A 24,064-nucleotide genomic window follows, 5' to 3' on the forward strand; every position below is an offset into this window, starting at 1 on the left:
TTGTATTCTCGGCTGCCGGTCTCTTATCTGGCGTCCAGGTTGCATCTGCGAGATGCAGCTGTCGCGCATTTGGGTGCCTCCAGAGTCTCGCGCTGTCCGAATGTCGGAGGAAAAATTGTTGAATATCAATTATATACCTGATTCCTGATATCCGTTTGCGATTGCGAGGCTGGATTTTGAGGAAAGATGGTTCGCGGACTCTGCAAGAGGACGAGGATACAAACCAGCGGGCAATGTCAGTGCCATTTTAGGGGAAGCGATGTACAGTTTATAAAATGATTCGCGTCCTGGTTTTTGCGGTGGTGGCGAGTACCGGCCCGGTCGGATGTCGGTGGGGCAGGCAAGCCTATGGGGACGCCGAATTCGGCATGGGGGCTGAATGTCATGGAGATTTTGCAGGCGAAGGCAGCTCGGTCTTTCGAGGCCGCTGCGCCACGGGCGCGTGGTTGGGGCATATCGCGCGAACAGTTGATCGGAAGGCTTGGCGAAACCGTCAGCCGCAGCGGCCTCGGCAATGGACTGGCGGCGCTGACGGAATATGTCGGGGCGAGTCATTACCTCCTGGCCCGGCATGATCTCTCCCAGGACGGTGGCCTCGACTTCGTCATCTGCTCCGACTGGCCATTCGACGTCGTTCGCCGGCTCTCGCGAATCGTCGTCGGTTTGAATGCAAAGACGAGCGAACTGGACAAGTGCCTGGCGGCGCTTCAGCCATGCTTCCATCCCATGCCGGACGACATCGACCTGCCGCGTGGCATCAGCCGCTCCTATTGCATCCTCGCCTTGAATGTGGGTCGATCCCGTTTGTCGTTCATGCTCCTATTCCCGGAGGACGTCATCTTGTCTCAGGACGGGCTGCGAGACATCGGCGTGCTGGCGAGTTATCTTGCGAGCGTGAAGGCGGACGTCGCCGTACGGCAGGAGCGGGAGTTCGAACTCACCGAACGCGAGATCGAATGCCTGTTCTGGATAGCGGAAGGAAAGACCAGCGACGAAATCGCCGTCATTCTCGGCATCTCCCGCAACACGATCAACAACTACATCACCAGCGTGATGCGAAAGACGGCCACCCGGACCCGGTCGGAGGCGATTGCCCACGCAGTTCGCCACAATCTGGTGTAGGAGCGCGAGGATGGCGCATATCACGACAGGCTCGCGCTACTGCGAAGACACGGGCGGCAGCGGAAAGGCCGCCCGCGCTGCGACGCTGGTCGCACGGCTGCAAGCGATGCAGCGGCAGATCAATGCGAAGAGTTTCGCCGTCCTGCGCGTCAATGGAATGGCCGCGACGCGCAAGCTTACCTGCGTGCTCCATAATTGGGGGGCCGCGTCGGAAGTGAATGCGCACGACCTCATCAAGGTCTATGGGGAGGAGCTGCTCCAGCATCTCGACCGCTCGCCGCTGCCGGTGCTGTGGGACGGCCAGGGGCAGCATCAGGTCGCAGAGGCGTCCGATTTCGAGCCGTTCACGCATCGCTTAAGCGGCCGCAGGCTCTCCTATTCCGGGATCGGTTTTCCTGTGAGGCTTGGCGCTCAGGGGAACGGCTACGTGGTGTTTACCGGCAGCTACATGGATGCGTCCGGCGAACAGCTTGTCGAACTGCACGGACGCTGCGCCCACGTCATGACCGACATGCTGGCCGCCGATGAAAGGCGGACCGTCAAGGCCGAAGCGCTCAGCGACCGCGAGATCGCCTGCTTGCAGATGGCGGGCGACGGCCATATCAGCGAGGAGATCGCCGACAAGATGGGTCTATCCGTCCACACGGTGAACGCCTATCTCGGCGCTGCGACGACGAAACTCGATTCGGTGAACCGCATTCAGGCGATCGCCAAGGCCATACGACTCGGCTATATCAGCTGATATCTGCACCGGAGTTCGCCAAGCTCGCGAAGAATGCAGCGCCGCAGCGCCCGAGAAGACGTGCGGCGCTCGCGCATCGGCCCGAAAATCGTACCCGATCTTCGGAAAGCTCGATGCGCCGGTTCAAAGAGTTACAGCGACCTTTGCGCGTCTGAACAGACGCGCGGCGCTGTAAAGGTGCATTTCTTCTGGTCAGCTTGCCAGCGGGAGCGGATAGGACCTGACGAATTTCGCCTCCGCCAGGCTTCTGGCGAGGAAGGCCGTGTTCTCGTCGGGATCTTTCGAGGGCTTCTGGAAATTGATGTGGCTGATTTCTATGCCGGCCGTTTCCCCGGCAAGGACGAGGCGCACATAGACCGCGACGCCGCGCGGCTTCAGTTCGAGGTCGAGGGTGATCTCGGGGCAACTGTTCCAGTCGAGGCTATAGTTCCCGCCGAGGCCGAAATTGACGGTTCCGGGCTGGAAATAAAGTTCTGCAGCCGATTCCACGAGGTCGGCGAGGCTCGCATAGGACTCGAACCGCAGAAGCGCGATGAAATCCGCAGCATCGATCAGACGCAGTTCCGTTGCTATCGGACGGATCGCCTCTGCCACTATCTTTTCGCGTTCTTCGGAGAATTCGTTCTTTTTCAAGATTATGTCACCCGTCTCTGTTGCGGCTGAGCTGCGTAGACCCGGTGAATCAGCTCGGCGACCGCCTTGTAAAACACCGGTGGAATGACACTATCTACCGAGACTTGTGCAAACATGGAGCGGGCGAGCGGTGGATCTTCGAAAACGGGGATGTTGTTCTTCTCGGCGATCTCGCGGATTTTCAGGGCCACCAGATCCTGGCCCAGGGCAACGACCACCGGCGCCTCGTTTTCCTCGCGCACGTAGCGGAGCGCGACGGCGTAGTGTGTCGGGTTGGCGATGACGAGTGTGGCGCGCGGCACGGAGGCCATCATGCGCTTGCGCGCGCGGTCGCGCTGCATCGAGCGCAGCCGCGACTTGACGATCGGGTCGCCCTGCGACTGCTTCAGTTCTTCCTTCACCTCCTGCTTCGTCATCTTCAGTTGCGTGTACCAATGATGCCTGGTCCAGAACAGGTCGACGATCGCCAGCACCGCCGTCGCCAGAAGGACGACAATCATGATCTGCTTGAGGTCGGACATCATCGTCGTGAAGATCGTTACCGGATCGGAAAACATCAGGTCGAGCGTCGCGAAGTAGTCGTTCCATAGAACGAAGACGACGATGAGCGAGACGATGATGATCTTGAACAGCGACTTGCCGAATTCCACGAGCCCCGGAACGCTGTAAATGCGCTTGAAACCCGCCACTGGCGACACCCGGTTCATCTTCGGCATGACGCGGTCGAGGACGGGGCGCGGCAGGTTCTGGAAAATCGAGGATCCGACCCCGAAGAGGATGAGCAGGACGAAGATCGGTACGAGCAGCGCAGCCGCCTTCAAGAGGATGTGCGAGACCAGACCGACGACGTCGGTCGCCGTGCCGATGCGCCAGGCTTCCGGCTGTTCGAAGATGTCCTTGAGCGCTTGCGCCGTGTTTGCCACGCCATCCGCCAGGAAGAAGACGATGAAGATGTAGATCGCCAGCGTCGAGGCGAAGACTGTCGTTTCGCGGGAAAAGGGGAGATTGCCTTTGTCGGCGGCATCGGAAAGTTTCTTCTCCGACGGCGCCTCGGTTTTGCTGTCCTTGTCCTGATCGTCCGACATGAACGGAACGCTCCCGCCGCCATAAAGTGGGATGAGAAAAGCCAACGCCGGCGCACATCCCGTGCCATGCGCGCCTGCAGAATCGATCCGCAGGCTGAGACGAGGCGCTTCTCTGGTGGACCGCGCGCGCCCCATATGCAAGAGCCGGCCACTGGTTAGGCGTCCGACTCAACAGAAATCAATGTGTGGCTTCGGATTTGGAGAAAGTCGCGACTGAGAGCCGCGATTCGGTCAGGCTGCTTCCGCCTCTTTCTCTTTGAGTTCCAGTTGTCCGCTCGCGGCGAGGCGAATCGCCTCCTGCGCAATCGACCGCCGCGCGATCGCGACGTCGCGCGGGTTGATGCCGGCGTCGCCGCCGGCCAGATCCGATTCGATCATCCGGCGCTGGCGCGCGCCGATCGACGCGAGGACCGATTCGCGCAGTTCCGCAGCCGAGCCCCGGAGCGCCATGGTGATGATGTCCGTGGAGACGTCGTTGAAGAGCTGCACGCGGCTTCTCTGCGGCATGTAGAGGATGTCGTCGAACAGGAAGATCTTCGGCCGGACCTTCTTGGCCGAGTCGGTGTTGAGCGTCTCGAGCGAGGCAAGCAGCGTATCTACTTGCTTCTTTTCGAGCTCATTCATCACTTCCGCGATCTTGGCCGGTCCGGGCGAATTGCGTTCCGCGTCCATCTCGTCGATCATCTCGACCACGCGGGCTTCGATGATGGCGGCCGCCTTGGGGCTGACATTCTTCATGTTGACCGCGCGGTTGAGAATGTCCGGTCGCTGCCTGTCCGAAAGCTGCAGCAACACCTTGGCGCCGAAGTTCGAGGGCATCATCGACAGAACGTAGGCGATGGTCTGCGGGTGTTCCTCGGCGAGCAGCTTCGAAACGGCGACAGGATCGCAGTCCTGCAGGCGGTCCCAGATGTTGGCCTCGTAGGACTGGAACGTCGCCCGGCGTCCGAGCAGCCCGTCGACCTCATCCGGCGTCAGACCTTCTTCGAGGATGCTCTCCATGGCCTTGGCATTGTCCATCAGGCCCGCGCCTTCGGTGAAGAGATCTTCGAATTCGTTGATGAGCGCTTCGAGCTCGTGGGGAGGAATGGCACGCAGCGTCTGCGCCGCGGCGATGATCGCCTGCAGTTCGCTTTGCGTGAAGAATTTCAGCAGTTTGCCCGCCACGGACTTGCCCATGGCCAGCAGCACGGCCGCCGCCTTTTCCGTCTGTGACAGCGGTTTGGCTAACGCCTGTCCTTCGAAACTTCCGAAATCCGTCATGGATTCATCCTTCGCCCAACATCGGGCTTACTTCTTGCTGCTCTTGATCTCGATGAGCTTGACACCGAACCGGGTTACGTCGCCGTCGAGGACGGTGATCTCGCCGCGGCCGATCACACGACCATTGACCATGATTTCCACGGGCTCGCCGATCTTCCGGTCGAGCGCGATCGTCGCTCCCTCGGAAAGGCCCATGAGGCTGGACACCTGCATACGGCTGGTGCCGAGCACGATCTGGACATCGATCGGGATGTCCATGATCAGGTCCATATTTGCGGTCATGCCGCTGCCCGGTGCGTCTTGTGCCGAGGAGCCGACATCGAAATCATTGCCGCCGAACCCGCTGTCGAGGTCGGTGTTTCCGGGCGCGTCGGTTCCGCCGAAATCGCCGCCGAAGCCGCCGTCGGCGAAACTCCCGCCGAAGCCGGCCCCATCGGCTGCGCCGAAATCGCTACCGAAGTCCGAGAGGTCGGCCGCCGGTGCGGGCGCTGCGAAATCGGCGCCGAAATCGGTCGGGGCATTGTCCTTCTTCAGAACGCCGCGCAGGTCGTCGATTGCCTGGTCGAGTTCGGCGTCTTCCGTGAATCCGGCCTGTTCGTCGATGGATGCTGCTTTTTTTCGTACCATGTGCGGATCATTCCAGTTGAAGCTTGCCTCAGGCATTCTGAGAGGCGCGGTTTAACTCATGATGTGGCGAAGGATGTCCTGTTCGGACCCGTGCGTATCCTTGACCCGGACCGTGTATTTGGCGCCGGACCGGCCGAACTCGCAGATGTAGAGCTCCCGTCCGTTGGCGTTGACCTCGACCTGGACGTCCTGGTCGTCATGGAACGGGATCACATCGCCGAGCTGCAGCCGGCTGATGGTGTCAAGCGTCAGGCTGTCCAGCCGGATCCGCGCCTCGAGGGTTACCGCCGATCGGCGGACCTGCTCCTTGATCTGTTCCGCCCACTCGGCTTTCGCACCCGCATTCTGGCCGGCGCTGCCGGGCATGGTGATCTGGGTCTTGAGCAGCGTGCCTTGCGGAATGATCAGGCAGAAGGTCGAGAGCACCGGGCCGAGTCCGATCGTCATGTCGATGGAGGCCGCATAGACATCCGCCATCGCGTGATCCGGTTGCGGGCGGTCTTCGCTGTTGTGGGGGCGGCTGAGCACCGGTTCATGCCCGCCTGGAGCGTTGACGGCCATGCGCAGAACCTCTGCGATCCTGTCGAACACCGGCGCCGCCACGTCTATCTCGATCTTCGACAACGCCCTCGGCTCCGGCTCCTCGATCCCTGTCGGCTCGGCGCCGAGCAGCGCTTCGACGAGCGTGACGAGAACGGGACTGTCGCAGCCGATCTGGAAGTCCTCGCACCAGTTGCGCAGCGAGACGTCGCAGATGAGGAAGCCGTCGCCCAGTTCGGCGATGAGGTCGTTGCGAAGGCCCGTCTTGTATCCCGCATAGCCGATCGTGATGTCGCGGCCCGTCTCGGCCTTGAGAAGGTCCGGCAGGACTTCACCGAGGACCTGGCCGATCTCCAGGGCGGTGCGGCCGATCACCTTGTCGTCGCCGAGCGCGCCGATCATGCGCGCCAACAGCCGCTTGTCGAAGGGATGGATGTTCGATGCCGTGCTCGCAGTCATGGTATCAAGCCGCCTTGCTCTCGCTGCCGCCGCCCGGGTTCATCATTTCCTGCTCGACCGCGTCGATCGACGGCCGCTCATAGGCGGAGATCGTCTTGCGGCCATATTCGAGCGCCACCTGCGGAACGGAGCCGTTCATGTAGGCCAGCAGCGTCTGCTTGACGAGGACGTAGAGCCGGTTCTGCTTTTCGCGGACCGCCTTGATGTTGGAGACGAGGGGGGCAACGACCGAATAGGAGAGGAATACGCCGAGCAGCGTTCCGACGAGCGCTGCGGCGATCTTCGCGCCCAGCACTTCCGGCGCCTCGCTGATTGCGCCCATGGCCTTGATCACGCCGAGGACCGCGGCGACGATGCCGATGGCGGGCAGGGCGTCGCTCATGGTCGTCAGCGCGTGATAGCACTTCATCTTGTCGTGGGTGATCGTCTGGATCTCCTCGTCCATCAGCGCCTCGATCTCGTGCGATCGGGCGTTGCCGATGATTATCAGGCGCACGTAGTCGCAGATGAAGGCCGTCAGTTCCCTGTTCTGAAGGACGGTGGGGGCGGACTGGAAGATCGAGGATTCGTCGGGATTGTCGATGTGGCTTTCGATTTCGTTGCGCGACTTGGTTCTGAGATCGCGCATCAGGCTGTAGAGCACGCCAAGGGTGTCGAGATAGTGGCGCTCCTTCGGTACCTTGTGCTTGAAGGCTTCGCCGAGCGCCTTGCCGGTGTCTTTCACCACCTTCATCGAATTCGCCATGATGAAGCCGCCGATACCGGCGCCGCCGATGATCATCAGCTCGAACGGCTGGTTGAGGACTTCCAGATGGCCGCCCATCGCGACGTAGCCGCCGAGAATACAGCCGAAAGTCACAAGGAGTCCGATGATGATGTTCATTGTCGATACCTGTCGCGATCGTGATTTCCCTTGGATGGAATAGGATTTCATCCTTGCGTGAGGCTGGCCGTGAAACCGATCGGCACTCCGGCCGCGGATCAGGTTCGCGCAAGCAAGTCAGGTCAGCATTTTGCCAGCGTCGGGCCCGAATCGCGTCCCGGCTTCTCTACAGGCGAAGCGGGATTCCCGCTCGAATTCGGACGGAACGGATCGTGACGACGACCTACACGAGCTACAGACTGATCACCGCCGATCTCACGAAGTCGCTTGAGCGCGTTTCCGAGCAGCCGGACGTTGCCCGCGAGACGGATTATTACCTTTCCAAGATCGGCAGCATCAAATCGCTCGACGAGTTCTTCGCCGACAGCCGGCTCTATAATTACGCGATGAAGGCGCATGGCCTCGAGGACATGGCCTATGCCAAGGCCTTCATGCGAAAAGTCCTGACCGAGGGCATCGACAGCGACGACGCCTTTGCCAACAAGCTGTCGGATAACCGCTACAAGGCGCTGGTCGAATCTCTGAATTTCGCCCGCCATGGCGAAGCGGCCACGGCCTTCGACAGCGCCCAGCAGGGGGTCGTCGGCAAATATACGCGCCAGACGCTCGAGGAGAATGCCGGGCAGGACAATACCGGCGTCAGGCTGGCGCTCTATTTCCAGCGCACGGCTCCGGCGATCACCAGTGCCTACGAGATCATCGCCGACGAGGCGTTGGCGCAGGTCGTTCGAACGGTTCTGCAACTGCCTGACGAATTCGCCGCGACCGACGTGGACCAGCAGGCGAAAACCATCGAGAAGGCGATCGAGCTGGAGGATTTCCGGGATCCAGGAAAGCTCTCGGCATTCCTCGACCGCTTCACGGCGATTTGGGAGATCGAGCATTCATCCGACAGTTACGACCCGCTCGCAGTATTCGGTTCCTCGAGTGGCTACGGCATCTCGGCCGACCTGCTGCTGTCCATCAATAACCTGAAACTTGGGGGGCGCTGACGTGCAGACCGGCCTCTATGTCGCGCTTTCGTCGCAGATGGCGCTCGAAAAGCGCCTCAACACGCTTGCGGACAATATTGCGAATTCCAACACCGTCGGCTTCCGCGCTACGGAGGTGAAATTCAACCAGGTGCTCGGCGACACGAAGCCCACCAAGGTCTCCTATGTGTCGGAAGGCGACGAATATCTGAGCACCACCAGCGGCTCGCTGGCGCGGACCGGCGCCACGCTTGACTTTGCCGTCCGGGGGGACGCCTGGTTCTCGATCGAGACGCCCGCCGGTCCGGCGCTCACCCGGGACGGCCGCTTCAGCCTGACCGAGGCGGGAGAACTTGTCACCATCAAGGGGTACCCGGTGCTCGACGCCGGCGGCGCCCCGATCCAGGTCAACGGCGCGGCCGGCGACATAAAGGTCGGCGCCGACGGAGTCATCCACCAGAACGACACTCAGGTTGCGTCCCTCGGCCTGTACCAGGCGGATTTCAGCGGCGGCTTCATGCGTTACGACAACAGCGCCGTGATGCCTGCCATCCAGCCGGAGCCGGTGGTCGACCGATTCGACGTCGGTGTGATGCAGGGCTTCCTAGAAGAGTCGAATGTCAATGCCATTCAGGAGATGACGCAGCTCATCATGGTGACGCGCGCCTTCGACAATGTGACCGCGCTGATGCGCGACAGCGAGGGCTCGCTCGACGAGGCGATCAAGACACTCGGCGGCGCCCGCTAATACGACGGATATCTGCATGGAACGACAAGGTTCTGAGACCATTGCGACATCGACGTCACTGGCGGCCCTTGCCGGGCTCGTCGCGCGTTACGCCAATCCCGACGTCGCGATCGCACCGGGGGGGCATGTCCAGACCATTTCGCCCGGGCACTACACGGTCACCGGGCTGTCGCGGCATGTCCGGCTCGGCGATTTCGTCGCGCATAAGAGCGCGACCGGCACCCACCTCGGCGAAGTGGTCCGCGTCGAGCCGGAACGTGTCGTCGTCTGTCCGATCGAGCCTGGCGACCCGATCGGCATCCATGACGTGGTCATCCGCAAGGGAGCCTTCCGCATCGCGCCAACCGGCAACTGGTGCGGGCGCACGGTCAATGCGCTCGCCGAGCCGATCGACGGTCTCGGCCCGCTGCTGCAGGGCGAGATCCGCCGTTCGATTTCGAATGCCGCGCCGCCGTCGATGACGCGCAGACGGGTCGAGCAGGGTTTCAAGACCGGCGTGCGGGCCATCGATATCTTCTCGCCCCTGTGCCTCGGGCAGCGGCTCGGCATTTTTGCCGGCTCCGGCGTCGGCAAGTCGACGCTTCTGTCGATGCTTGCGCGCGCCGATGCGTTCGACAAGGTGGTGATCGCGCTCGTCGGCGAGCGCGGCCGCGAGGTGCGCGAGTTCATCGAGGACACGCTGGGCGACAATCTATCCAAGTCGGTCGCCGTTGTCGCTACCAGCGACGAGAGCCCCATGCTCAGGAAAATGGCGCCGCTGACCGCGGTCACAATCGCCGAGCACTATCGCGACAAGGGGGATAACGTCCTGCTCATCGTCGACAGCGTCACGCGCTTCGCGCATGCGATTCGTGAGGTGGCAACGGCGGCCGGCGAGCCGCCCATCGCGCGCGGGTATCCGGCCTCGGTGTTCACGGAACTGCCGCGTCTGCTCGAGCGCGCCGGACCCGGCGCCGAGGGAACGGGCACGATCACCGCCATCATTTCCATCTTGGTCGACGGGGACAATCACAACGATCCGGTCGCCGATTCGGCACGCGGCATTCTCGACGGGCACATCGTCCTCGACCGTAGCCTTGCGGAGGAGGGGAGATACCCGCCCATCAATCCGCTTGCCTCGATCTCCCGTCTGGCGCGCAAGGCCTGGACGCCCGATCAGGAAAAGCTCGCTGCCCGCCTGAAGTCGCTGATCCACCGTTTCGAGGAAACGCGCGACCTGCGGCTGATCGGCGGCTACCGTGCTGGCGGCGATCCGGATGTCGACATGGCGATCAAGCAGGTTCCCGTCATTTACGACGTTTTGAAGCAGACGCCCGGCGAACGGCCCGCAGTCGATGCTTTCACCGACCTCGCCAACGCGTTGAAGGCTGCCGCAATGGGCAACCAGCCGGGCGCCGGCGCGCCCAGGAGGTCCTAGAATGACCGATTACGACGCGGACGAGATCGTCCGCCAGCGCCGGCGCGACGCCAGGACGCCGGTGATCGACAGGCTGCTCGGTGCCCTGGGCCTGGCCATGGCGGCCTTCGCGACCTTCTTTCCCTGGTATGCGCTTCTCCACCAGGACGAGTTCAGCATGCCGACGCTGTGGCAGGAGACGAGCCGCGACCTTCCCGAACGTCCCGGCCGCGACGTCGTTTCCGTCTCGCCGCTGGCAATGCCGGACAAGGACGACGAGATCGCCGCCGCCATCGACCGGCTGACGACGGCGACCGTGCCCGGGCCGGAGTACGATCCGCAGGCTGACAAGAACCAGGCGGAAGCCGGACCAGACCAGCCATTCCCGGCGTCGCGCTTCAAGTTGATGCATGTCGCCAATGGCAGGGCGCTCATCGAGGATGAAGGCGGCATGTATGTCGTCCGTCTCGGCTCCGTTCTGCCGGACAACAGCCGCCTTGCGACCTTCGAGCAGCGGGACGGTCGCTGGGTGATGATCACCTCCAAGGGCGAGATCTACCAGGCGAGGTAGGCGAAGCCCCGGCACGGCAATTCTTGCGCTTTGCATCTGTCGTTCTTTGAATCTGCGCATCGAGCTTTCCTCAAATCGGTTCCGCTTTTCGGGCCGATGCGCCGGCCTCCCGGGTGCATGTGCCCAGGGGAGGCCCGCAGCCGTCTTCGTCCCTTGCCATCACGCGGCCTGCGGCAAACCTGCTTCACGACAAGTCCCACGCAAGATTACCCCCTTAGGTTCCACGTCATAAGCAGGAGCTTTAGATGGAACCGATTCAGCTTTTCGAACTCGCGTCGCGCCAGGCTCAATGGCTGACGGTCCGCCAGAACGTCGTGGCGGGCAACATCGCCAATGCCAATACGCCGCACTACAGGGCCAGGGACGTCCTGCCCTTCGAAAGCGTGCTGCAGAGTACCGGCCTGCAGATGGCCGCCACCCATGCCGCTCATTTCACCGAAAGCCCGGAAGCAGCCCAGGTGACAGAGGTCAGCGCGTTGGACGATGTCGAGGTGCAGCAGTCCGGCAATACCGTCGCGCTCGAACAGGAATTGATGAAGACCGGTGAGATCAAGCGCGACCACGAGCTCAACTCGGGACTCGTGAAGGCCTTTCACCGCATGATGCTCATGACCGTACGGAAGTAGACACCATGGATCCTTTGACTTCTGCCCTCAAGGTTTCGGCTTCCGGCCTGCAGGCGGAATCGACCCGGCTGCGCATCGTTTCCGAGAACATCGCCAATGCCCGCTCGACCGGCGACGCCCCCGGCGCCGATCCCTTTCGCCGCAAGACCGTTTCCTTCGCGGCGGAAGTCGACCGGGCAAGCGGCGCATCGCTGGTCGAGGTCGACCGCATCGGCACCGATGATTCCGAATTCAATGTCGAGTTCGACCCCGGCAGCCCGGCCGCCGACGAGAAGGGCATGGTCAAGCTGCCGAACGTCAACATCCTCGTGGAAATGGCCGACATGCGTGAGGCGAACCGCGCCTATGAGGCCAATCTGCAGACCATCAAGCAGTCTCGCGATCTCATTTCCCAGACAATCGACCTGTTGAGGGCTTCGCAATAATGATCGACGCAATTCAGTCCATCGGCGCATTTTCGGCCAAGGCGGAGGGAGCGGAGCTGAACGCCTCCACCGCGCTCGTTGTGTCGCATGCCGGCGCGGCCGCCCCGCAGTCGCAGAGCTTCGCCGAAGTCCTGGGCAACATGACCACCGACGCCATTCACTCGATGAAGTCTGCAGAAGGGATATCGATGCAGGCCATCCGCGGCGAGGCCAATACCCGTGAAGTCGTCGATGCGGTGATGACGGCGGAACAGTCGCTGCAGACCGCGATTGCCATCCGCGACAAGGTGGTCACCGCCTATCTCGAAATCGCGCGCATGCAGATCTGAAGGAACGTGTCATGAAGGCTCTCTCCATCGCCGCCACGGGCATGAACGCCCAGCAGCTGAACCTCGAAGTCATCGCCAACAACATCGCGAACATCAACACGACCGGCTACAAGCGGGCGCGCGCCGAGTTTTCGGACCTGCTCTACCAGACCGAGCGCGCCCAGGGCGTGCCGAACCGCTCGAACCAGGCGATCGTTCCCGAAGGCGCGATCGTCGGCCTCGGCGTGCAGACATCGGCGGTGCGCAACCTTCATATCCAGGGCAGCCTCGTCAATACCGGCAACAATTACGACCTGGCGCTGGTCGGCCGTGGCTGGTTCCAAATCGAGACGCCGGACGGCGAGACGGTCTATACCCGCTCCGGCGCCTTCAACACCAACGCCACCGGGCAGTTGGTCACCATCGACGGCTATACGGTCGTCCCCGGCATCACCGTGCCGCAGGATGCGAGCGAGATCGTCTTCACGTCCTCTGGTCAGGTGATGGTGCGCATCGGCAATGACACGGAGCTTCAGGAAATCGGCCAGCTGACGATCGCGAATTTCGTCAACGAAGCGGGTCTCGAGCCTATGGGCGAGAACTTGTTCCGCCAGACGCCCGCTTCCGGCGAAGCCATCGTCGGCACGCCGGCCGATCCGGGCTATGCCCAGATCAAGCAGAATTATCTCGAGTCCTCGAACGTCGATGCGGTCAAGGAAATCACCGACCTGATCTCGGCCCAGCGGGCCTATGAGATGAATTCCAAGATCATTCAGGCCGCGGACGAAATGGCGGCCACGGTGAGCAAGAACCTCAGGTAACGCAAGCAGGAGGCAAACATGACGTTTCGCCAGTCCGCCGCAAGGGCAGCAATCGCAAGCGGCGCCGTGCTTCGGGCGCAGGCCATCGGCCTTGTTGCGATCGCCGCGTTTCTGTCGCCGGCGCTTGCCGCCGGGGAACGACCGACAGCCGTCATCCCGACGCAGACGATCTATCCCGGCGAGACGCTGGAAGCCGGCATGCTGGAAGTGGTCGACGTGACCAATCCCGATATCACGGACGGCTATGCGCGCTCGCTCGACGAGGTGGACGGCAAGGTCACGAAACGGACCCTTCTTCCCGGACGGGTTATCCTCGCATCGGCCTTGCGTGAGCAACATGCGGTCGAGCGCGGCTCCAAGGCCCTGCTGGTCTTCAGCAAGGGCGGACTGACGATCACCGCCACCGGTTCCCCGCTCCAGGACGCGGCTGTCGGCGACCTCATCCGTGCGCGCAATGTCGATACCGGCGTCATCGTTTCGGGTACCGTCATGGCCGACGGCACGATCCATGTGGTGGCGAAATGACGATCCGGGCATGCAAGTGGCTGTTGACCTTCGCCGTCGCCTTTGCGGCGACGCTGACCTTCGCGCACGGCGCCTCGCGCATCAAGGACGTGGCTTCACTGCAGGCCGGGCGTGACAACCAGCTCATCGGCTATGGCCTCGTCGTCGGGCTCCAGGGGACGGGCGACAGCCTGCGGTCCTCGCCCTTCACGGAACAGTCGATCCGCGCGATGCTGCAAAATCTCGGCATCTCGACCCAAGGGGGCGAGTCGCGGACGCGCAACGTCGCTGCGGTCCTGGTAACGGCCACGCTGCCACCCTTTGCGAGCCCCGGCAGCCGTATCGACGTGACGGTCGGCTCGCTCGGCGACGCGACCTCGCTACGCGGCGGCACGCTGGTCATGACGTCGCTTTCCGGCGCCGACGGCCAGATTTACGCGGTCGCCCAAGGCTCGATCGTCGTGACCGGCTTCAACGCCCAGGGTGATGCCGCGAGCCTGTCGCAGGGTGTCACGACGGCTGGCCGCGTGCCGAACGGTGCCGTCATCGAGCGGGAATTGCCGGCGAAGTTCAAGGATGGCTTCAACCTCGTCCTGCAGTTGCGCAATCCGGATTTTTCCACGGCCGTCGGCATGGCTGCGGCGATCAACAACTACGCCGCGACGCAGTTCGGCGGACGCATCGCCGAGGCGCTCGACTCGCAGTCGGTGCTGGTCCAGAAGCCGAAAATGGCCGATCTCGCGCGCCTGATGGCCGATATCGAGAATCTCGTCATCGAAACCGACGTGCCGGCGCGTGTCGTCGTCAACGAGAGGACGGGCACGATCGTCATCGGCCAAGACGTCCGCGTTTCCGAGGTTGCGGTCAGCTATGGCACGCTGACGGTGCAGGTGACCGAAACGCCGACGGTCGTGCAGCCGGCGCCCTTCTCGCGCGGCCAGACCGCCGTGGAGCCGAACACGACGATCGAGGCGCAGGCGGATGGCGGCACGGTGGCGATCCTCAACGGCTCCAGCCTGCGCTCGCTCGTGGCCGGTCTCAACAGCATCGGTGTCAAGCCGGATGGGATCATCGCGATCCTCCAGAGCATCAAAACGGCGGGAGCCCTCCAGGCGGAGCTTGTGCTGCAATGACCGCAGATCTCTTCCATTTCATTCGCAAGTCACGGCGCTTGGCTTTTGGGTCGGCCTGCGGGGCGTTGATGCTCGCTATGCCGGGCGCCTTCGCCCAGGACGTCACGGCACCGCCCGCCGAAAACGCGACGGCGAACGAAATCCAGCAGTTCTGCACCAATATTGCCGATGCCGCGCGCGACCAGCGTTACCTGCTGCAGCGCAAGGACTTGGAAACGCTGAAAGTAAGCGTCGACGAGCGCATCTCGGTACTCGAACAACGCCGGGCCGAATATGAGGACTGGCTGAAGCGCCGCAACGATTTCCTCAAGCAGGCCGAGCTTGGTCTCGTCGACATCTACAAGGCGATGAAGCCGGACGATGCCGCCGGCAAGCTCGAAATGGTGCGCCCGGAAATCGCCGCGGCGATCGTCATGAGGCTGCCGGCGCGCCAATCCTCGCTGATCCTCGGCGAGATGAGTGACGAAAAGGCGGCAGTGCTTACCAATATCATCTCCAGCGCCAGCGATCCGAACACCTCGAAGGAACCGTCATGAGAAAGCAATTCACGGCCGTCCTGGCCGTCGGCCTCCTTGCGGGATGTCAGAGCCAGGCCTTCAAGGAGATCGGCCAGGCGCCATCGATGAGCCCGATCGGCAGCGGCCTGCAATACACCCAGACGCCGCAACTCGCCGCTTATCCGAAGCAGCCGCATCAGATCACCAACGGCTTTTCCCTTTGGAACGATCAACAGGCGGCGCTTTTCAAGGATGCGCGGGCGATCAATGTCGGCGACATCCTGACGGTCGATATCCGCATTGATGATAAGGCAAAATTCAGTAACGAGACCGACCGCAGCCGCACCAATTCCAGCGGCTTCAACCTCGGTGCCAGCGGCGAATCGCAAACGAGCGACTTCGGTTGGTCCGGCGATCTGGAATATGGCTCGAACACGAAGACCCAAGGGGACGGCAAAACCGAGCGGTCCGAAAAGCTGCAACTGCTCGTCGCCGCGGTCGTCACAGGCGTCCTCGAGAACGGCAACCTTTTGATCAGCGGCTCGCAGGAAGTGCGCGTCAACCATGAACTGCGCATCCTCAATGTTGCGGGGATCGTCCGGCCACGGGATGTCGATGCCAACAACGTCATCTCCTATGACCGCATCGCCGAGGCGCGGATCTCCTATGGCGGCCGCGGCCGCCTGACCGAAGTGCAGCAGCCGCCCTATGGCCAGCAGGTGATGGATCTGATCTCGCCGATCTGAGTACCAGGTGTCGGGCGCCGGAACGATCGCAACGGAACGTCATGATGGAAGAAACTGAAAACAAGCAGCCCCAATCTCCGTCAAAGATCATGACCATCGTCGTCGTCGCGGTGCTGACGCTCGTGGCAGGCGGCGGAGGGTGGCTGGCCGGCGTCGCGCTTGCGCCGCCGCCCCCGGAGCCCGGGAAGACGGCCGAAATGTCGCCGGAGGCCACCGGCGCCGAGGGATTGCCGAAACTCGCCACCGAGGAGAACGGCATCGTTGAGCTCGAGCCGATCACGACGAACCTCGCCTATCCTTCGGAGAACTGGATTCGCCTCGAAGTGGCTCTCCAGTTCAACGGCGCCCCCGACGTCGCGCTCGCGGAGGAAATCCACCAGGATATCGCGGCCTACCTGAAGACCGTATCGCTGCAGCAGATCCAGGGACCGCGCGGCTTTCAATATCTCCGGGATGACATCCAGGAGCGGGTTGACCTGCGCTCCGACGGGCGCGTAACGAATGTGATGTTCAGAACCTTCGTCATTCAATGATTCGCTGATGCTCCGGATTGCTGCGTTCATAGTCGCCATGATGGCGATGTCGGGAATTGCCGGGGCGCAGAGCTTCCCTGCCGATATCCTCAATACCCCCGTCGACGGTTCGGTGGCCTCCTGGATCATCCGCACGTTCGGCCTCTTGACCGTCCTTTCGGTGGCTCCGGGTATCCTGATCATGGTGACGAGCTTCCCGCGCTTCGTCATCGCTTTCGCGATCCTGCGTTCGGGCATGGGACTGGCGACGACGCCGTCGAACATGATCATGGTGTCGCTGGCGCTGTTCATGACCTTCTATGTCATGGCGCCGACCTTCGACAGCGCATGGCGCACGGGTATCGATCCGCTGCTCAAGAACGAGATCACCGAAACCGAGGCGATGCCACGCGTCGCGGAGCCGTTCCGCAAGTTCATGCTCGCCAACACCCGCGACAAGGACCTGCAGCTCTTCATCGACATCGCGCGCGAGAAAGGCCAGACGGTCGTCGTCAACGACCAGGTGGATCTCCGCGCCGTCGTGCCCGCCTTCATGATCTCGGAAATCCGCCGCGGCTTCGAGATCGGCTTCCTGATCATGCTGCCCTTCCTGGTGATCGACCTCATCGTCGCGACCATCACCATGGCCATGGGCATGATGATGCTGCCGCCGACGGCGATCTCGCTTCCCTTCAAGATCCTCTTCTTTGTGCTGATCGACGGCTGGAACCTGCTTATCGGGAGTTTGGTGCGCTCGTTTACGTGAGGGGGCCGTTGCCACCTCCACCTCATCCTTACAGGAAGCCACGGGGCGTCAGTGCCGCGAGTAGCCTTAATAAGCGGCTCCCTCGGCAGGACGGGCTGCCTCCCGGTCCCCGTAACATTGCGTTAACCATAAGTTTTCACGCCTGATTAACCATAACGCGGTCCGCGCCTCTCCAGCTTCCCCCGATTAAGTACTTGGCAATGAATGGCTGCGAGTTTCGTCCTCACACGACGGGTTTGGCGTCCTTCACGAGTTGAGCGGAGCCGAGTGGCATGAGGCCGGATCGCCGTGACCGGTAACGAACTCCGGTATGTCCCCCCAATCCGTATTTCGTAAGGGACAAACGAAAATGACGAGCATTCTCACCAACACCTCCGCAATGGCCGCGCTGCAGACCCTGCGCTCGATTTCTTCCAGCATGGAAGAAACGCAGGCTCACGTATCCTCCGGCCTGCGCGTCGGCTCCGCTTCCGACAACGCCGCCTACTGGTCGATCGCGACGACCATGCGTTCCGACAACATGGCGCTCTCCGCCGTCCAGGACGCCCTCGGCCTCGGCGCCGCTAAGGTCGACACTGCTTATGCCGGTATGGAATCGGCCATCGAAGTCGTCAAAGAAATCAAGGCCAAGCTGACGGCCGCCACCGAAGACGGCGTCGACAAGGCTAAGATTCAGGAAGAAATCACCCAACTTCAGGACCAGCTCGTCAGCATCGCTGATGCCGCATCCTTCTCGGGCGAGAACTGGCTGCAGGCTGATCTGAGCTCGGGCACGGTGACGAAGAGTGTTGTTGCCTCCTTCGTTCGCGACGACTCCGGCAACGTCTCGGTCAAGAAGGTCAACTACGATCTGAGCACGACGAGCGTCCTCTTTGATACGGCCGGCGCCACCGGCATTCTTGATGCCGCCACGTCGATCGAAGACGACAGCATCACCCTGAACATCAACGTCGATGGCGTCACGTCTGCCTATACCGTTACTGCATACACCACCGAAGACGTTATCGCCGACACCGGCAGCGTCTTCACGGGTGATTCCGCCACCGGCGGTGCGCTCAGCTACGTCAAGGTAGCTGATGACACCTGGGTCGCTGCCGTCGACCAGTCGACCGTCTCTACGCAGGAAGTTGCATACAACGATGGCACGACGTCTTGGGCAGTCGACACGTCGGCTGCACCGGGTACTGTCACAACCGCATCCGTCTCTACGCTATCCATCGACTCGAATACGACCAGCGGTCAGCTCGACCAGCTCATCCAGATGGTTGATGACGCCCTGACTTCCATGACCAGCGCCGCTGCCTCGCTTGGCTCGATCTCTTCGCGAATCGACATGCAGAGCGAATTCGTTTCCAATCTGAGCGACTCGATCGAATCCGGTATCGGCCGCCTCGTCGACGCCGACATGAACGAGGAATCGACCCGCCTCAAGGCCCTGCAGACCCAGCAGCAGCTCGCCATCCAGGCCCTCTCGATCGCCAACTCCGACTCGCAGAACGTGCTTTCGCTGTTCCGCTAATCGTCGCCGAGTGCGGGAGGCTGACCCGCGCAGACCGGCTTGCAGGGACCGCGCTCGGCAACGAGCGCGGTCTCCGCATTTCTGGATTTGCTTCAGTATTCGTTAACCATATTGCGGTTAGATGGCATCATCGAAACGGCGGGTTTAGTCTTTTTTAACAAAGGCTTAACCGGCATGATGCTGATCGCCGTTCCCGGTGCGACCCGGAATGTCCCTTTCCCAATCAGCCATCAAGGGGCACCATCCTATGACTAGCATTTTGACCAATATCGCGGCCATGGCCGCGCTCCAGACCCTGCGCTCGATCGGATCCAACCTGGAAGAGACGCAGGCTCACGTATCCTCCGGCTTGCGCGTCGGCGAAGCCGCCGATAACGCCGCCTACTGGTCGATCGCGACCACCATGCGCTCCGACAACATGGCGCTTTCGGCCGTCCAGGACGCGCTCGGCCTCGGCGCCGCCAAGGTCGATACGGCTTACGCCGGCATGGACTCTGCCATCGAAGTCGTCAAGGAAATCAAGGCCAAGCTCGTTGCCGCCACCGAAGACGGCGTCGACAAGGACAAGATCCAGGAAGAAATCGCTCAGCTTCAGGACCAACTTGTCAGTATCTCCGAAGCAGCTTCTTTCTCCGGCGAAAACTGGCTGCAGACTGACCTGAGCTCCGGTACGGTTACGAAGAGCATCGTCGCCTCTTTCGTTCGCGACGACTCGGGCAATGTTTCGGTCAAGAAGGTCGACTACGATCTGAGCGCATCGACGGTTCTTTTCGACACTGTCGGCGACACCGCCATTCTCGACACCCTCACTTCGATCGAAGACGACAGCATCACGCTGAACATCAATGTCGGTGGCGTTACGTCTGCCTACACGGTCGCTGCGTACACGATCGAAGACGTTATCGCCGACACCGGCAGCGTCTTCACCGGTAACTCTGCCACCGGCGGCGCGCTCAGCTATGTCAAGGTCGCTGACGACGTTTGGGTTGCCGCCGTCGACCAGTCGGGCGTCGCCACGCAGGAAGTTGCATACGACGACGGCACGACGTCTTGGGCAGTCGATACAACCGCCGTGCCGGGCACGGTCACAACCGCATCCGTTTCTACGCTCTCCATCGACTCGAGCACGACCAACGGGCAACTCGACCAGCTCATCCAGATGGTCGATGACGCGCTTGAGGCTATGACCAGTGCCGCCGCAGACCTCGGCTCGATCGGTATGCGTATTGATCTGCAGGAAGAATTCGTATCGAATCTGACCGACTCGATCGACTCGGGCGTGGGCCGCCTGGTCGATGCCGACATGAACGAGGAATCGACCCGCCTGAAGGCCCTGCAGACGCAGCAGCAGCTCGCGATCCAGGCCCTGTCAATCGCCAACACCTCTTCGGAAAACATCCTCACACTCTTCCGCTAATCGGATCAGGCATCGGGATAGATTCCCTCTCATCGAAATCGAAACCGCGCTTCGCAAGAGGCGCGGTTTCTTGTGTTGCAGCAAAGGGCATGCGCCAGTCCGTCGCCCCCGTCGGCTCTTTACACGTTCGCCCCTTAACCCATTCTTCATGCATCCTAACCATCCATTAATCGCGTTAACCATTTGTTAACCATTGCCCATTAACGCTTTGTTAGGGACGACGGTCTGGCCGCCCAGGGCAAAAAGGCGCCAGCGCGCATGACGCCGCACCGTCGTCGTCGGCGCTTGGCCGGATGCTCCTTTCCCCTACAGGGCAAACACCAATGACCAGTATTTTGACCAATCCAGCCGCCATGGCTGCATTGCAGACCCTGCGCGCGATCAACAGAAATCTCGAAGTGACCCAGGCCCGGATTTCCTCCGGCTACCGCGTCGAAACGGCGGCCGACAACGCCGGCTACTGGTCGATCGCGACGACCATGCGTTCCGATAATTCGGCCCTCGACACCGTTCATGACGCGCTCGGCCTGGGTGCCGCCAAGGTCGACACCTTCTATGCAGGGCTCGACACCGTCGTGGAGGTCATGAGCGAGATCAAGGCCAAGCTCGTCGCGGCGCAGGAGCCGGGCGTCGACAAGGACAAGATCAACTCGGAGATGACCCAGCTGAAAAGTCAGCTGGTTTCGGCCGCCCAGTCTGCCTCCTTCTCCGGCGAGAACTGGCTCTACAACGACGCGACGGCGGCAATCGGCACGAAATCGGTTGTCGCCTCGTTCAACCGCAGCGCCGACGGCAGCGTTACGGTTGCGAAGCTCGACTACGACACGTCCACATCCGTTCTCGTGGATGTCGAAGATGCAAGTCGTGGGATGCTCACCAAGGCGGTGGACGCGGATGCGCTCGATCCGGACACGACCGGCACGGCGCGCGAATATTACCTGCTCGCGGTCGGGACAATCCCCACGGGCGCTACTGAAATCGCGATCGATGATTCGACGACGGACGACGAACTGACGGACATGCTCCGCGTCGTTGACGATCTGATCCAGCAGCTGACCGATTCCGCCTCGACGCTCGGGGCGATCACCAAGCGCATCGAAATGCAGGAAGGTTTCGTGGCCAATCTGATGGACGTGATCGACAAGGGTGTCGGCCGTCTCGTCGATGCCGACATGAACGAGGAATCGACCCGGCTGAAGGCGCTGCAGACGCAGCAGCAGCTCGGCATCCAGTCGCTCTCGATCGCCAATACCAACTCGGAGAACATACTGCGCCTGTTCCAGCAGTAGGGGGTGTGACGAGGGGAGAAGGCAAGGCCCCTCCCCAACCCCTCCCCACAAGGGGGAGGGGCTTCATCGGCCGCTCCCGCTTCGTTCCTCTCCGCCGTTGCTGCTGGGAGAGAGGCTGAATGAAGCTGAGGGCGTGGCAAACTCCTGCCCCTCCCCCTTGTGGGGAGGGGTTGGGGAGGGGTCTTGCACAGGCCTCAACCCCGAACCTGATTCCAGCCCTTCCTTCCGCCGTGCCGCCGGTCATCGGCGCGGCGGGAGCCGGTTGGGCCGCGCTATTGCCCTGGCGCGGTCCAACACCTTCATTTTCGCACAAGTTTGACCGGATAGCCTTTCCTCGCATCGGATGCTTGCCGGCCAAGATGGTTTTGCGCCGCCGCGGGCATCGGTCAGCCTGGGTACGCCCCGGCGTGCCGATGCTGATCGAGAATGTTGGTCCTGTCGCTGTCTCGGGCGATCGGGACCGAAGGAGACATTTAAAACGTGTCATGCTCATTGGATTTCCGGGCCATGAGGCAGCCTCTGCCGGACCGGCGGTGCGCGTCGGCTTTCGCGTGCGGGCAGGGGAGGCGCCCATGAGCGCATCGCTTTCCCGCTACCTCAAGGATTTCAGCGCGCCGAAGATCGAGCTCACGCGGATGCCGCCGAAGTATTTTGCGGATCTCGATGGGGGCTTTCCCGACGGCGAGACCGCTGCGAGGCCCGCCATGCCCGAGATCGACATCGATGCCGAGCGCCGTGCGGCCTTCGAAGAGGGTCGCACCGAAGCCACGAGCGAACTCGTCGCCGAGCACCAGCGGGAAATCGCCGAACTGAAGGCCCGCCATGCGGAGGAATTGGCTGCCGTGACCCGGCGCCTGCACGAGGATACCGCGCGAAATGTGGCCGCCCAGTTTTTGGAAATGACGGAGCGGCTGGCGCTCGCCCTCGGCGACCAGACGGCGCGCGTGCTGGCGCCTGTCATGGAAGACGCGCTGCTCAACCGCGCCATAGAGAATCTCGCAGACCTCATCCGGCAGGGAACCGCCGCCGGCGAGGATCTGGCGATAAGCGTCAAGGGGCCGCTTGCCCTCTTCGAGGCGCTGAAGGCTCATCTGCCCGATGACACGATGGTGTTCCGCCACGTGGAGTCTGCCGATGTCGACGTCACGGTCGAATTCGGCGATGCCATCCTAGTGACCAGGATTGCCGCCTGGTCCGATACCGTCCGGAAGGTTCTGGCATGAGCAATGAAAGCCATCATAACGGCAAGAACGAGATCATCATCGTCAAGCGTTCCAGCGGCGGCCAGGGTGATCATCACAGCGGTGCCTGGAAGATCGCCTATGCCGACTTCATGACGGCGATGATGGCCTTCTTCCTGGTCATGTGGCTGATCAACGCCGCCAACGAGGAAACGAAGGCGGCGATCGCCGCCTATTTCAATCCGGTGCAGTTGACCCAGGAAAAACCCTCCGAAAAGGGATTGAAGGATCCGGCGAAAGACGCCGAGGGCGAAGAGAAGCAGCAGCGTTCAAAGGCCGAAGGCGAGCAGTCGAAATCCGGCGGCTCGGCCAAGACCGGCGATCAATTGACGGCGACCTCCGGCGAAGAGACCAAATACTCGGACGCGGATTTCTTCGAGAACCCTTATTCCGTTCTTTCCGAGATCGCGCAGGAGGTCGGCCAACAGGCCAATATCAGCGTCAAGGGCGAGGGTGGCGCGGCTCAGTCGGGCCCGTCGACCGGCGCCGATGGCGGCGAAGCCTATCGCGATCCGTTCGATCCGGACTTCTGGACCAAGCAGGTCGAAGTCAAGCGGGCCGGCAATACCGAGAAGAGCAACGTCGCGGAGGCGCAGGAAGCTGCGCTGGGGCAGGACGACGTCTCGGAATCGATGAACGGCAAGACGCCCGCCGAGACGGCCGCGACCGCACAGACACCCACCGATGACGGGGAAGCTGCCAAGGGCGAAGCAGAGGCGCAGGATCAGGAGACACAGAAAGAGCAGGAGAAGCAGAAGGAAGCGGACGCGCTGAAGGCGGAAATCCAGAAGGCGGTCGGCGGCGAGGCCGGGCGGCTGCTCGAGGGGCTCGTCGTGTCGCCGACCGAGGGCGGTCTCTTGGTGACGATCAGCGAGCAGTCGGATGCGCCGATGTTTTCCGTCGGCTCCGCCGTGCCGCAAAAGGAACTCGTGTTTGCCATGGAGAAGATCGGCAGCCTCCTCGCCACGCGCCGGGGGGCCGTCGCCATCCGCGGCCATACGGACGGCCGTCCCTACAAGGACGGAACCTATGACAACTGGCGCCTGTCTGCGGCGCGCGCGCAAAGCGCCTATTACATGCTGGTGCGCGGCGGTCTCAGGGAAGAGCGCGTCGGCCAGATCAGCGGCTTTGCCGACCGACGCCTGCAGGTGCCGGATGATCCTTACGCGCCGGCCAACCGCCGCATCGAAATCCTGTTGCAGTCGGGGCAGGGTTGAACG

At 62.1% G+C, this 24,064-nt stretch carries 27 protein-coding genes; 21 read left to right on the forward strand and 6 right to left on the reverse strand.

Features of this window, described 5'->3' with window-relative positions; translation table 11 throughout:
• The first annotated feature begins 384 nt into the window (after positions 1 to 384).
• Both visN and visR read left to right on the forward strand, forming a co-directional pair.
• Positions 385 to 1,122 carry a transcriptional regulator VisN gene (gene visN / locus EKH55_RS01140; RefSeq protein ID WP_151610818.1) on the forward strand — a complete coding sequence of 246 codons (738 nt, stop codon included), beginning with the start codon at positions 385 to 387 and terminating at the stop codon, positions 1,120 to 1,122.
• 10 nt (positions 1,123 to 1,132) lie between these two features.
• Positions 1,133 to 1,864: a transcriptional regulator VisR gene (gene visR, locus EKH55_RS01145; protein ID WP_069459506.1), complete on the forward strand. Its 732-nt coding sequence runs from the start codon at positions 1,133 to 1,135 to the stop codon at positions 1,862 to 1,864.
• Positions 1,865 to 2,056: 192 nt separating this feature from the next.
• Here visR and EKH55_RS01150 read toward each other — a convergent pair whose 3' ends face one another.
• The 6 genes from EKH55_RS01150 to motA form a co-directional block, all read right to left on the reverse strand.
• Positions 2,057 to 2,503: a hypothetical protein gene (locus tag EKH55_RS01150; protein ID WP_083265368.1), complete on the reverse strand. Its 447-nt coding sequence runs from the start codon at positions 2,501 to 2,503 to the stop codon at positions 2,057 to 2,059.
• Positions 2,500 to 3,582: a flagellar biosynthesis protein FlhB gene (gene flhB, locus EKH55_RS01155; protein WP_151610819.1), complete on the reverse strand. Its 1,083-nt coding sequence runs from the start codon at positions 3,580 to 3,582 to the stop codon at positions 2,500 to 2,502. Before flhB ends, EKH55_RS01150 begins: the two co-directional genes overlap by 4 nt.
• Positions 3,583 to 3,813: 231 nt before the next feature.
• The gene (gene fliG / locus EKH55_RS01160; protein ID WP_069459503.1) at positions 3,814 to 4,845 is read right to left on the reverse strand and encodes a flagellar motor switch protein FliG; all 1,032 of its coding nucleotides are present in this window, start codon (positions 4,843 to 4,845) and stop codon (positions 3,814 to 3,816) included.
• A 27-nt stretch (positions 4,846 to 4,872) separates the two neighbouring features.
• Positions 4,873 to 5,472: a flagellar motor switch protein FliN gene (gene fliN, locus EKH55_RS01165; RefSeq protein WP_192803730.1), complete on the reverse strand. Its 600-nt coding sequence runs from the start codon at positions 5,470 to 5,472 to the stop codon at positions 4,873 to 4,875.
• Positions 5,473 to 5,523: 51 nt separating this feature from the next.
• Complete coding sequence (locus tag EKH55_RS01170) at positions 5,524 to 6,471, reverse strand: FliM/FliN family flagellar motor switch protein (protein ID WP_151610821.1); 948 nt, start codon at positions 6,469 to 6,471, stop codon at positions 5,524 to 5,526.
• Between the two features lie 4 nt (positions 6,472 to 6,475).
• On the reverse strand, positions 6,476 to 7,354 hold the full coding sequence (gene motA / locus EKH55_RS01175) for a flagellar motor stator protein MotA (RefSeq protein ID WP_069459500.1): 879 nt from the start codon (positions 7,352 to 7,354) through the stop codon (positions 6,476 to 6,478).
• Positions 7,355 to 7,566: 212 nt separating this feature from the next.
• On the opposite strand from motA, the gene EKH55_RS01180 reads away from it, so the two are divergent.
• From EKH55_RS01180 to EKH55_RS01270, 19 genes are all read left to right on the forward strand, one after another.
• Positions 7,567 to 8,346 (forward strand): DUF1217 domain-containing protein, encoded by a 780-nt coding sequence (locus EKH55_RS01180; protein WP_151610822.1) that lies wholly within the window; start codon positions 7,567 to 7,569, stop codon positions 8,344 to 8,346.
• Position 8,347: 1 nt separating this feature from the next.
• Complete coding sequence (flgF, locus tag EKH55_RS01185) at positions 8,348 to 9,073, forward strand: flagellar basal-body rod protein FlgF (RefSeq protein WP_151610823.1); 726 nt, start codon at positions 8,348 to 8,350, stop codon at positions 9,071 to 9,073.
• 16 nt (positions 9,074 to 9,089) lie between these two features.
• Positions 9,090 to 10,490, forward strand: a complete 1,401-nt coding sequence (gene fliI / locus EKH55_RS01190) for a flagellar protein export ATPase FliI (protein WP_151610824.1) — start codon at positions 9,090 to 9,092, stop codon at positions 10,488 to 10,490.
• 1 nt (position 10,491) lies between these two features.
• Entirely contained in the window at positions 10,492 to 11,040 is a 549-nt protein-coding gene (locus tag EKH55_RS01195; RefSeq protein ID WP_151610825.1) for a flagellar protein, read from the forward strand.
• 245 nt (positions 11,041 to 11,285) lie between these two features.
• Positions 11,286 to 11,666 (forward strand): flagellar basal body rod protein FlgB, encoded by a 381-nt coding sequence (flgB, locus tag EKH55_RS01200; RefSeq protein WP_069459495.1) that lies wholly within the window; start codon positions 11,286 to 11,288, stop codon positions 11,664 to 11,666.
• 5 nt (positions 11,667 to 11,671) lie between these two features.
• The gene (flgC, locus tag EKH55_RS01205; RefSeq protein ID WP_069459494.1) at positions 11,672 to 12,091 is read left to right on the forward strand and encodes a flagellar basal body rod protein FlgC; all 420 of its coding nucleotides are present in this window, start codon (positions 11,672 to 11,674) and stop codon (positions 12,089 to 12,091) included.
• Entirely contained in the window at positions 12,091 to 12,420 is a 330-nt protein-coding gene (gene fliE, locus EKH55_RS01210; protein WP_151610826.1) for a flagellar hook-basal body complex protein FliE, read from the forward strand. Before flgC ends, fliE begins: the two co-directional genes overlap by 1 nt.
• An 11-nt stretch (positions 12,421 to 12,431) precedes the next feature.
• Positions 12,432 to 13,220, forward strand: a complete 789-nt coding sequence (gene flgG / locus EKH55_RS01215) for a flagellar basal-body rod protein FlgG (RefSeq protein ID WP_069459492.1) — start codon at positions 12,432 to 12,434, stop codon at positions 13,218 to 13,220.
• A gap of 18 nt (positions 13,221 to 13,238) precedes the next feature.
• Entirely contained in the window at positions 13,239 to 13,745 is a 507-nt protein-coding gene (gene flgA / locus EKH55_RS01220) for a flagellar basal body P-ring formation chaperone FlgA (protein WP_151610827.1), read from the forward strand.
• On the forward strand, positions 13,742 to 14,857 hold the full coding sequence (locus EKH55_RS01225; protein ID WP_151610828.1) for a flagellar basal body P-ring protein FlgI: 1,116 nt from the start codon (positions 13,742 to 13,744) through the stop codon (positions 14,855 to 14,857). The genes flgA and EKH55_RS01225 overlap by 4 nt, the downstream gene beginning before the upstream one ends.
• Positions 14,854 to 15,393 (forward strand): MotE family protein, encoded by a 540-nt coding sequence (locus EKH55_RS01230; RefSeq protein WP_151610829.1) that lies wholly within the window; start codon positions 14,854 to 14,856, stop codon positions 15,391 to 15,393. Before EKH55_RS01225 ends, EKH55_RS01230 begins: the two co-directional genes overlap by 4 nt.
• Positions 15,390 to 16,100, forward strand: a complete 711-nt coding sequence (flgH, locus tag EKH55_RS01235) for a flagellar basal body L-ring protein FlgH (RefSeq protein WP_069459489.1) — start codon at positions 15,390 to 15,392, stop codon at positions 16,098 to 16,100. Before EKH55_RS01230 ends, flgH begins: the two co-directional genes overlap by 4 nt.
• Before the next feature lie 44 nt (positions 16,101 to 16,144).
• The gene (locus EKH55_RS01240; protein ID WP_151611924.1) at positions 16,145 to 16,633 is read left to right on the forward strand and encodes a flagellar basal body-associated FliL family protein; all 489 of its coding nucleotides are present in this window, start codon (positions 16,145 to 16,147) and stop codon (positions 16,631 to 16,633) included.
• Between the two features lie 7 nt (positions 16,634 to 16,640).
• Positions 16,641 to 17,378, forward strand: a complete 738-nt coding sequence (fliP, locus tag EKH55_RS01245) for a flagellar type III secretion system pore protein FliP (protein WP_069459487.1) — start codon at positions 16,641 to 16,643, stop codon at positions 17,376 to 17,378.
• A 349-nt stretch (positions 17,379 to 17,727) separates the two neighbouring features.
• Entirely contained in the window at positions 17,728 to 18,897 is a 1,170-nt protein-coding gene (locus EKH55_RS01250; protein WP_069459486.1) for a flagellin, read from the forward strand.
• A gap of 247 nt (positions 18,898 to 19,144) precedes the next feature.
• The gene (locus EKH55_RS01255; protein ID WP_069459485.1) at positions 19,145 to 20,314 is read left to right on the forward strand and encodes a flagellin; all 1,170 of its coding nucleotides are present in this window, start codon (positions 19,145 to 19,147) and stop codon (positions 20,312 to 20,314) included.
• A 323-nt stretch (positions 20,315 to 20,637) separates the two neighbouring features.
• On the forward strand, positions 20,638 to 21,603 hold the full coding sequence (locus tag EKH55_RS01260; protein WP_069459484.1) for a flagellin N-terminal helical domain-containing protein: 966 nt from the start codon (positions 20,638 to 20,640) through the stop codon (positions 21,601 to 21,603).
• A 572-nt stretch (positions 21,604 to 22,175) separates the two neighbouring features.
• Entirely contained in the window at positions 22,176 to 22,826 is a 651-nt protein-coding gene (locus EKH55_RS01265; RefSeq protein WP_151610830.1) for a hypothetical protein, read from the forward strand.
• Entirely contained in the window at positions 22,823 to 24,061 is a 1,239-nt protein-coding gene (locus EKH55_RS01270) for a MotB family protein (protein WP_151610831.1), read from the forward strand. Before EKH55_RS01265 ends, EKH55_RS01270 begins: the two co-directional genes overlap by 4 nt.
• The last annotated feature ends 3 nt before the right edge of the window (positions 24,062 to 24,064 follow it).

It is taken from the genome of Sinorhizobium alkalisoli, from assembly GCF_008932245.1.
Classification (GTDB): domain Bacteria; phylum Pseudomonadota; class Alphaproteobacteria; order Rhizobiales; family Rhizobiaceae; genus Sinorhizobium; species Sinorhizobium alkalisoli.

Excerpts from the sequence above, each read along its gene's own strand:
- visN (WP_151610818.1), top strand. The coding sequence starts at position 385 with ATGGAGATTTTGCAGGCGAAGGCAGCTCGGTCTTTCGAGGCCGCTGCG.
- visR (WP_069459506.1), top strand. The coding sequence starts at position 1,133 with ATGGCGCATATCACGACAGGCTCGCGCTACTGCGAAGACACGGGCGGC.
- flhB (WP_151610819.1), bottom strand. The coding sequence starts at position 3,582 with ATGTCGGACGATCAGGACAAGGACAGCAAAACCGAGGCGCCGTCGGAG.
- fliG (WP_069459503.1), bottom strand. The coding sequence starts at position 4,845 with ATGACGGATTTCGGAAGTTTCGAAGGACAGGCGTTAGCCAAACCGCTG.
- fliN (WP_192803730.1), bottom strand. The coding sequence starts at position 5,472 with ATGGTACGAAAAAAAGCAGCATCCATCGACGAACAGGCCGGATTCACG.
- EKH55_RS01170 (WP_151610821.1), bottom strand. The coding sequence starts at position 6,471 with ATGACTGCGAGCACGGCATCGAACATCCATCCCTTCGACAAGCGGCTG.
- motA (WP_069459500.1), bottom strand. The coding sequence starts at position 7,354 with ATGAACATCATCATCGGACTCCTTGTGACTTTCGGCTGTATTCTCGGC.
- fliI (WP_151610824.1), top strand. The coding sequence starts at position 9,090 with ATGGAACGACAAGGTTCTGAGACCATTGCGACATCGACGTCACTGGCG.
- EKH55_RS01195 (WP_151610825.1), top strand. The coding sequence starts at position 10,492 with ATGACCGATTACGACGCGGACGAGATCGTCCGCCAGCGCCGGCGCGAC.
- flgB (WP_069459495.1), top strand. The coding sequence starts at position 11,286 with ATGGAACCGATTCAGCTTTTCGAACTCGCGTCGCGCCAGGCTCAATGG.
- flgC (WP_069459494.1), top strand. The coding sequence starts at position 11,672 with ATGGATCCTTTGACTTCTGCCCTCAAGGTTTCGGCTTCCGGCCTGCAG.
- fliE (WP_151610826.1), top strand. The coding sequence starts at position 12,091 with ATGATCGACGCAATTCAGTCCATCGGCGCATTTTCGGCCAAGGCGGAG.
- flgG (WP_069459492.1), top strand. The coding sequence starts at position 12,432 with ATGAAGGCTCTCTCCATCGCCGCCACGGGCATGAACGCCCAGCAGCTG.
- flgA (WP_151610827.1), top strand. The coding sequence starts at position 13,239 with ATGACGTTTCGCCAGTCCGCCGCAAGGGCAGCAATCGCAAGCGGCGCC.
- EKH55_RS01225 (WP_151610828.1), top strand. The coding sequence starts at position 13,742 with ATGACGATCCGGGCATGCAAGTGGCTGTTGACCTTCGCCGTCGCCTTT.
- EKH55_RS01230 (WP_151610829.1), top strand. The coding sequence starts at position 14,854 with ATGACCGCAGATCTCTTCCATTTCATTCGCAAGTCACGGCGCTTGGCT.
- flgH (WP_069459489.1), top strand. The coding sequence starts at position 15,390 with ATGAGAAAGCAATTCACGGCCGTCCTGGCCGTCGGCCTCCTTGCGGGA.
- EKH55_RS01240 (WP_151611924.1), top strand. The coding sequence starts at position 16,145 with ATGGAAGAAACTGAAAACAAGCAGCCCCAATCTCCGTCAAAGATCATG.
- fliP (WP_069459487.1), top strand. The coding sequence starts at position 16,641 with ATGCTCCGGATTGCTGCGTTCATAGTCGCCATGATGGCGATGTCGGGA.
- EKH55_RS01250 (WP_069459486.1), top strand. The coding sequence starts at position 17,728 with ATGACGAGCATTCTCACCAACACCTCCGCAATGGCCGCGCTGCAGACC.
- EKH55_RS01255 (WP_069459485.1), top strand. The coding sequence starts at position 19,145 with ATGACTAGCATTTTGACCAATATCGCGGCCATGGCCGCGCTCCAGACC.
- EKH55_RS01260 (WP_069459484.1), top strand. The coding sequence starts at position 20,638 with ATGACCAGTATTTTGACCAATCCAGCCGCCATGGCTGCATTGCAGACC.
- EKH55_RS01265 (WP_151610830.1), top strand. The coding sequence starts at position 22,176 with ATGAGCGCATCGCTTTCCCGCTACCTCAAGGATTTCAGCGCGCCGAAG.
- EKH55_RS01270 (WP_151610831.1), top strand. The coding sequence starts at position 22,823 with ATGAGCAATGAAAGCCATCATAACGGCAAGAACGAGATCATCATCGTC.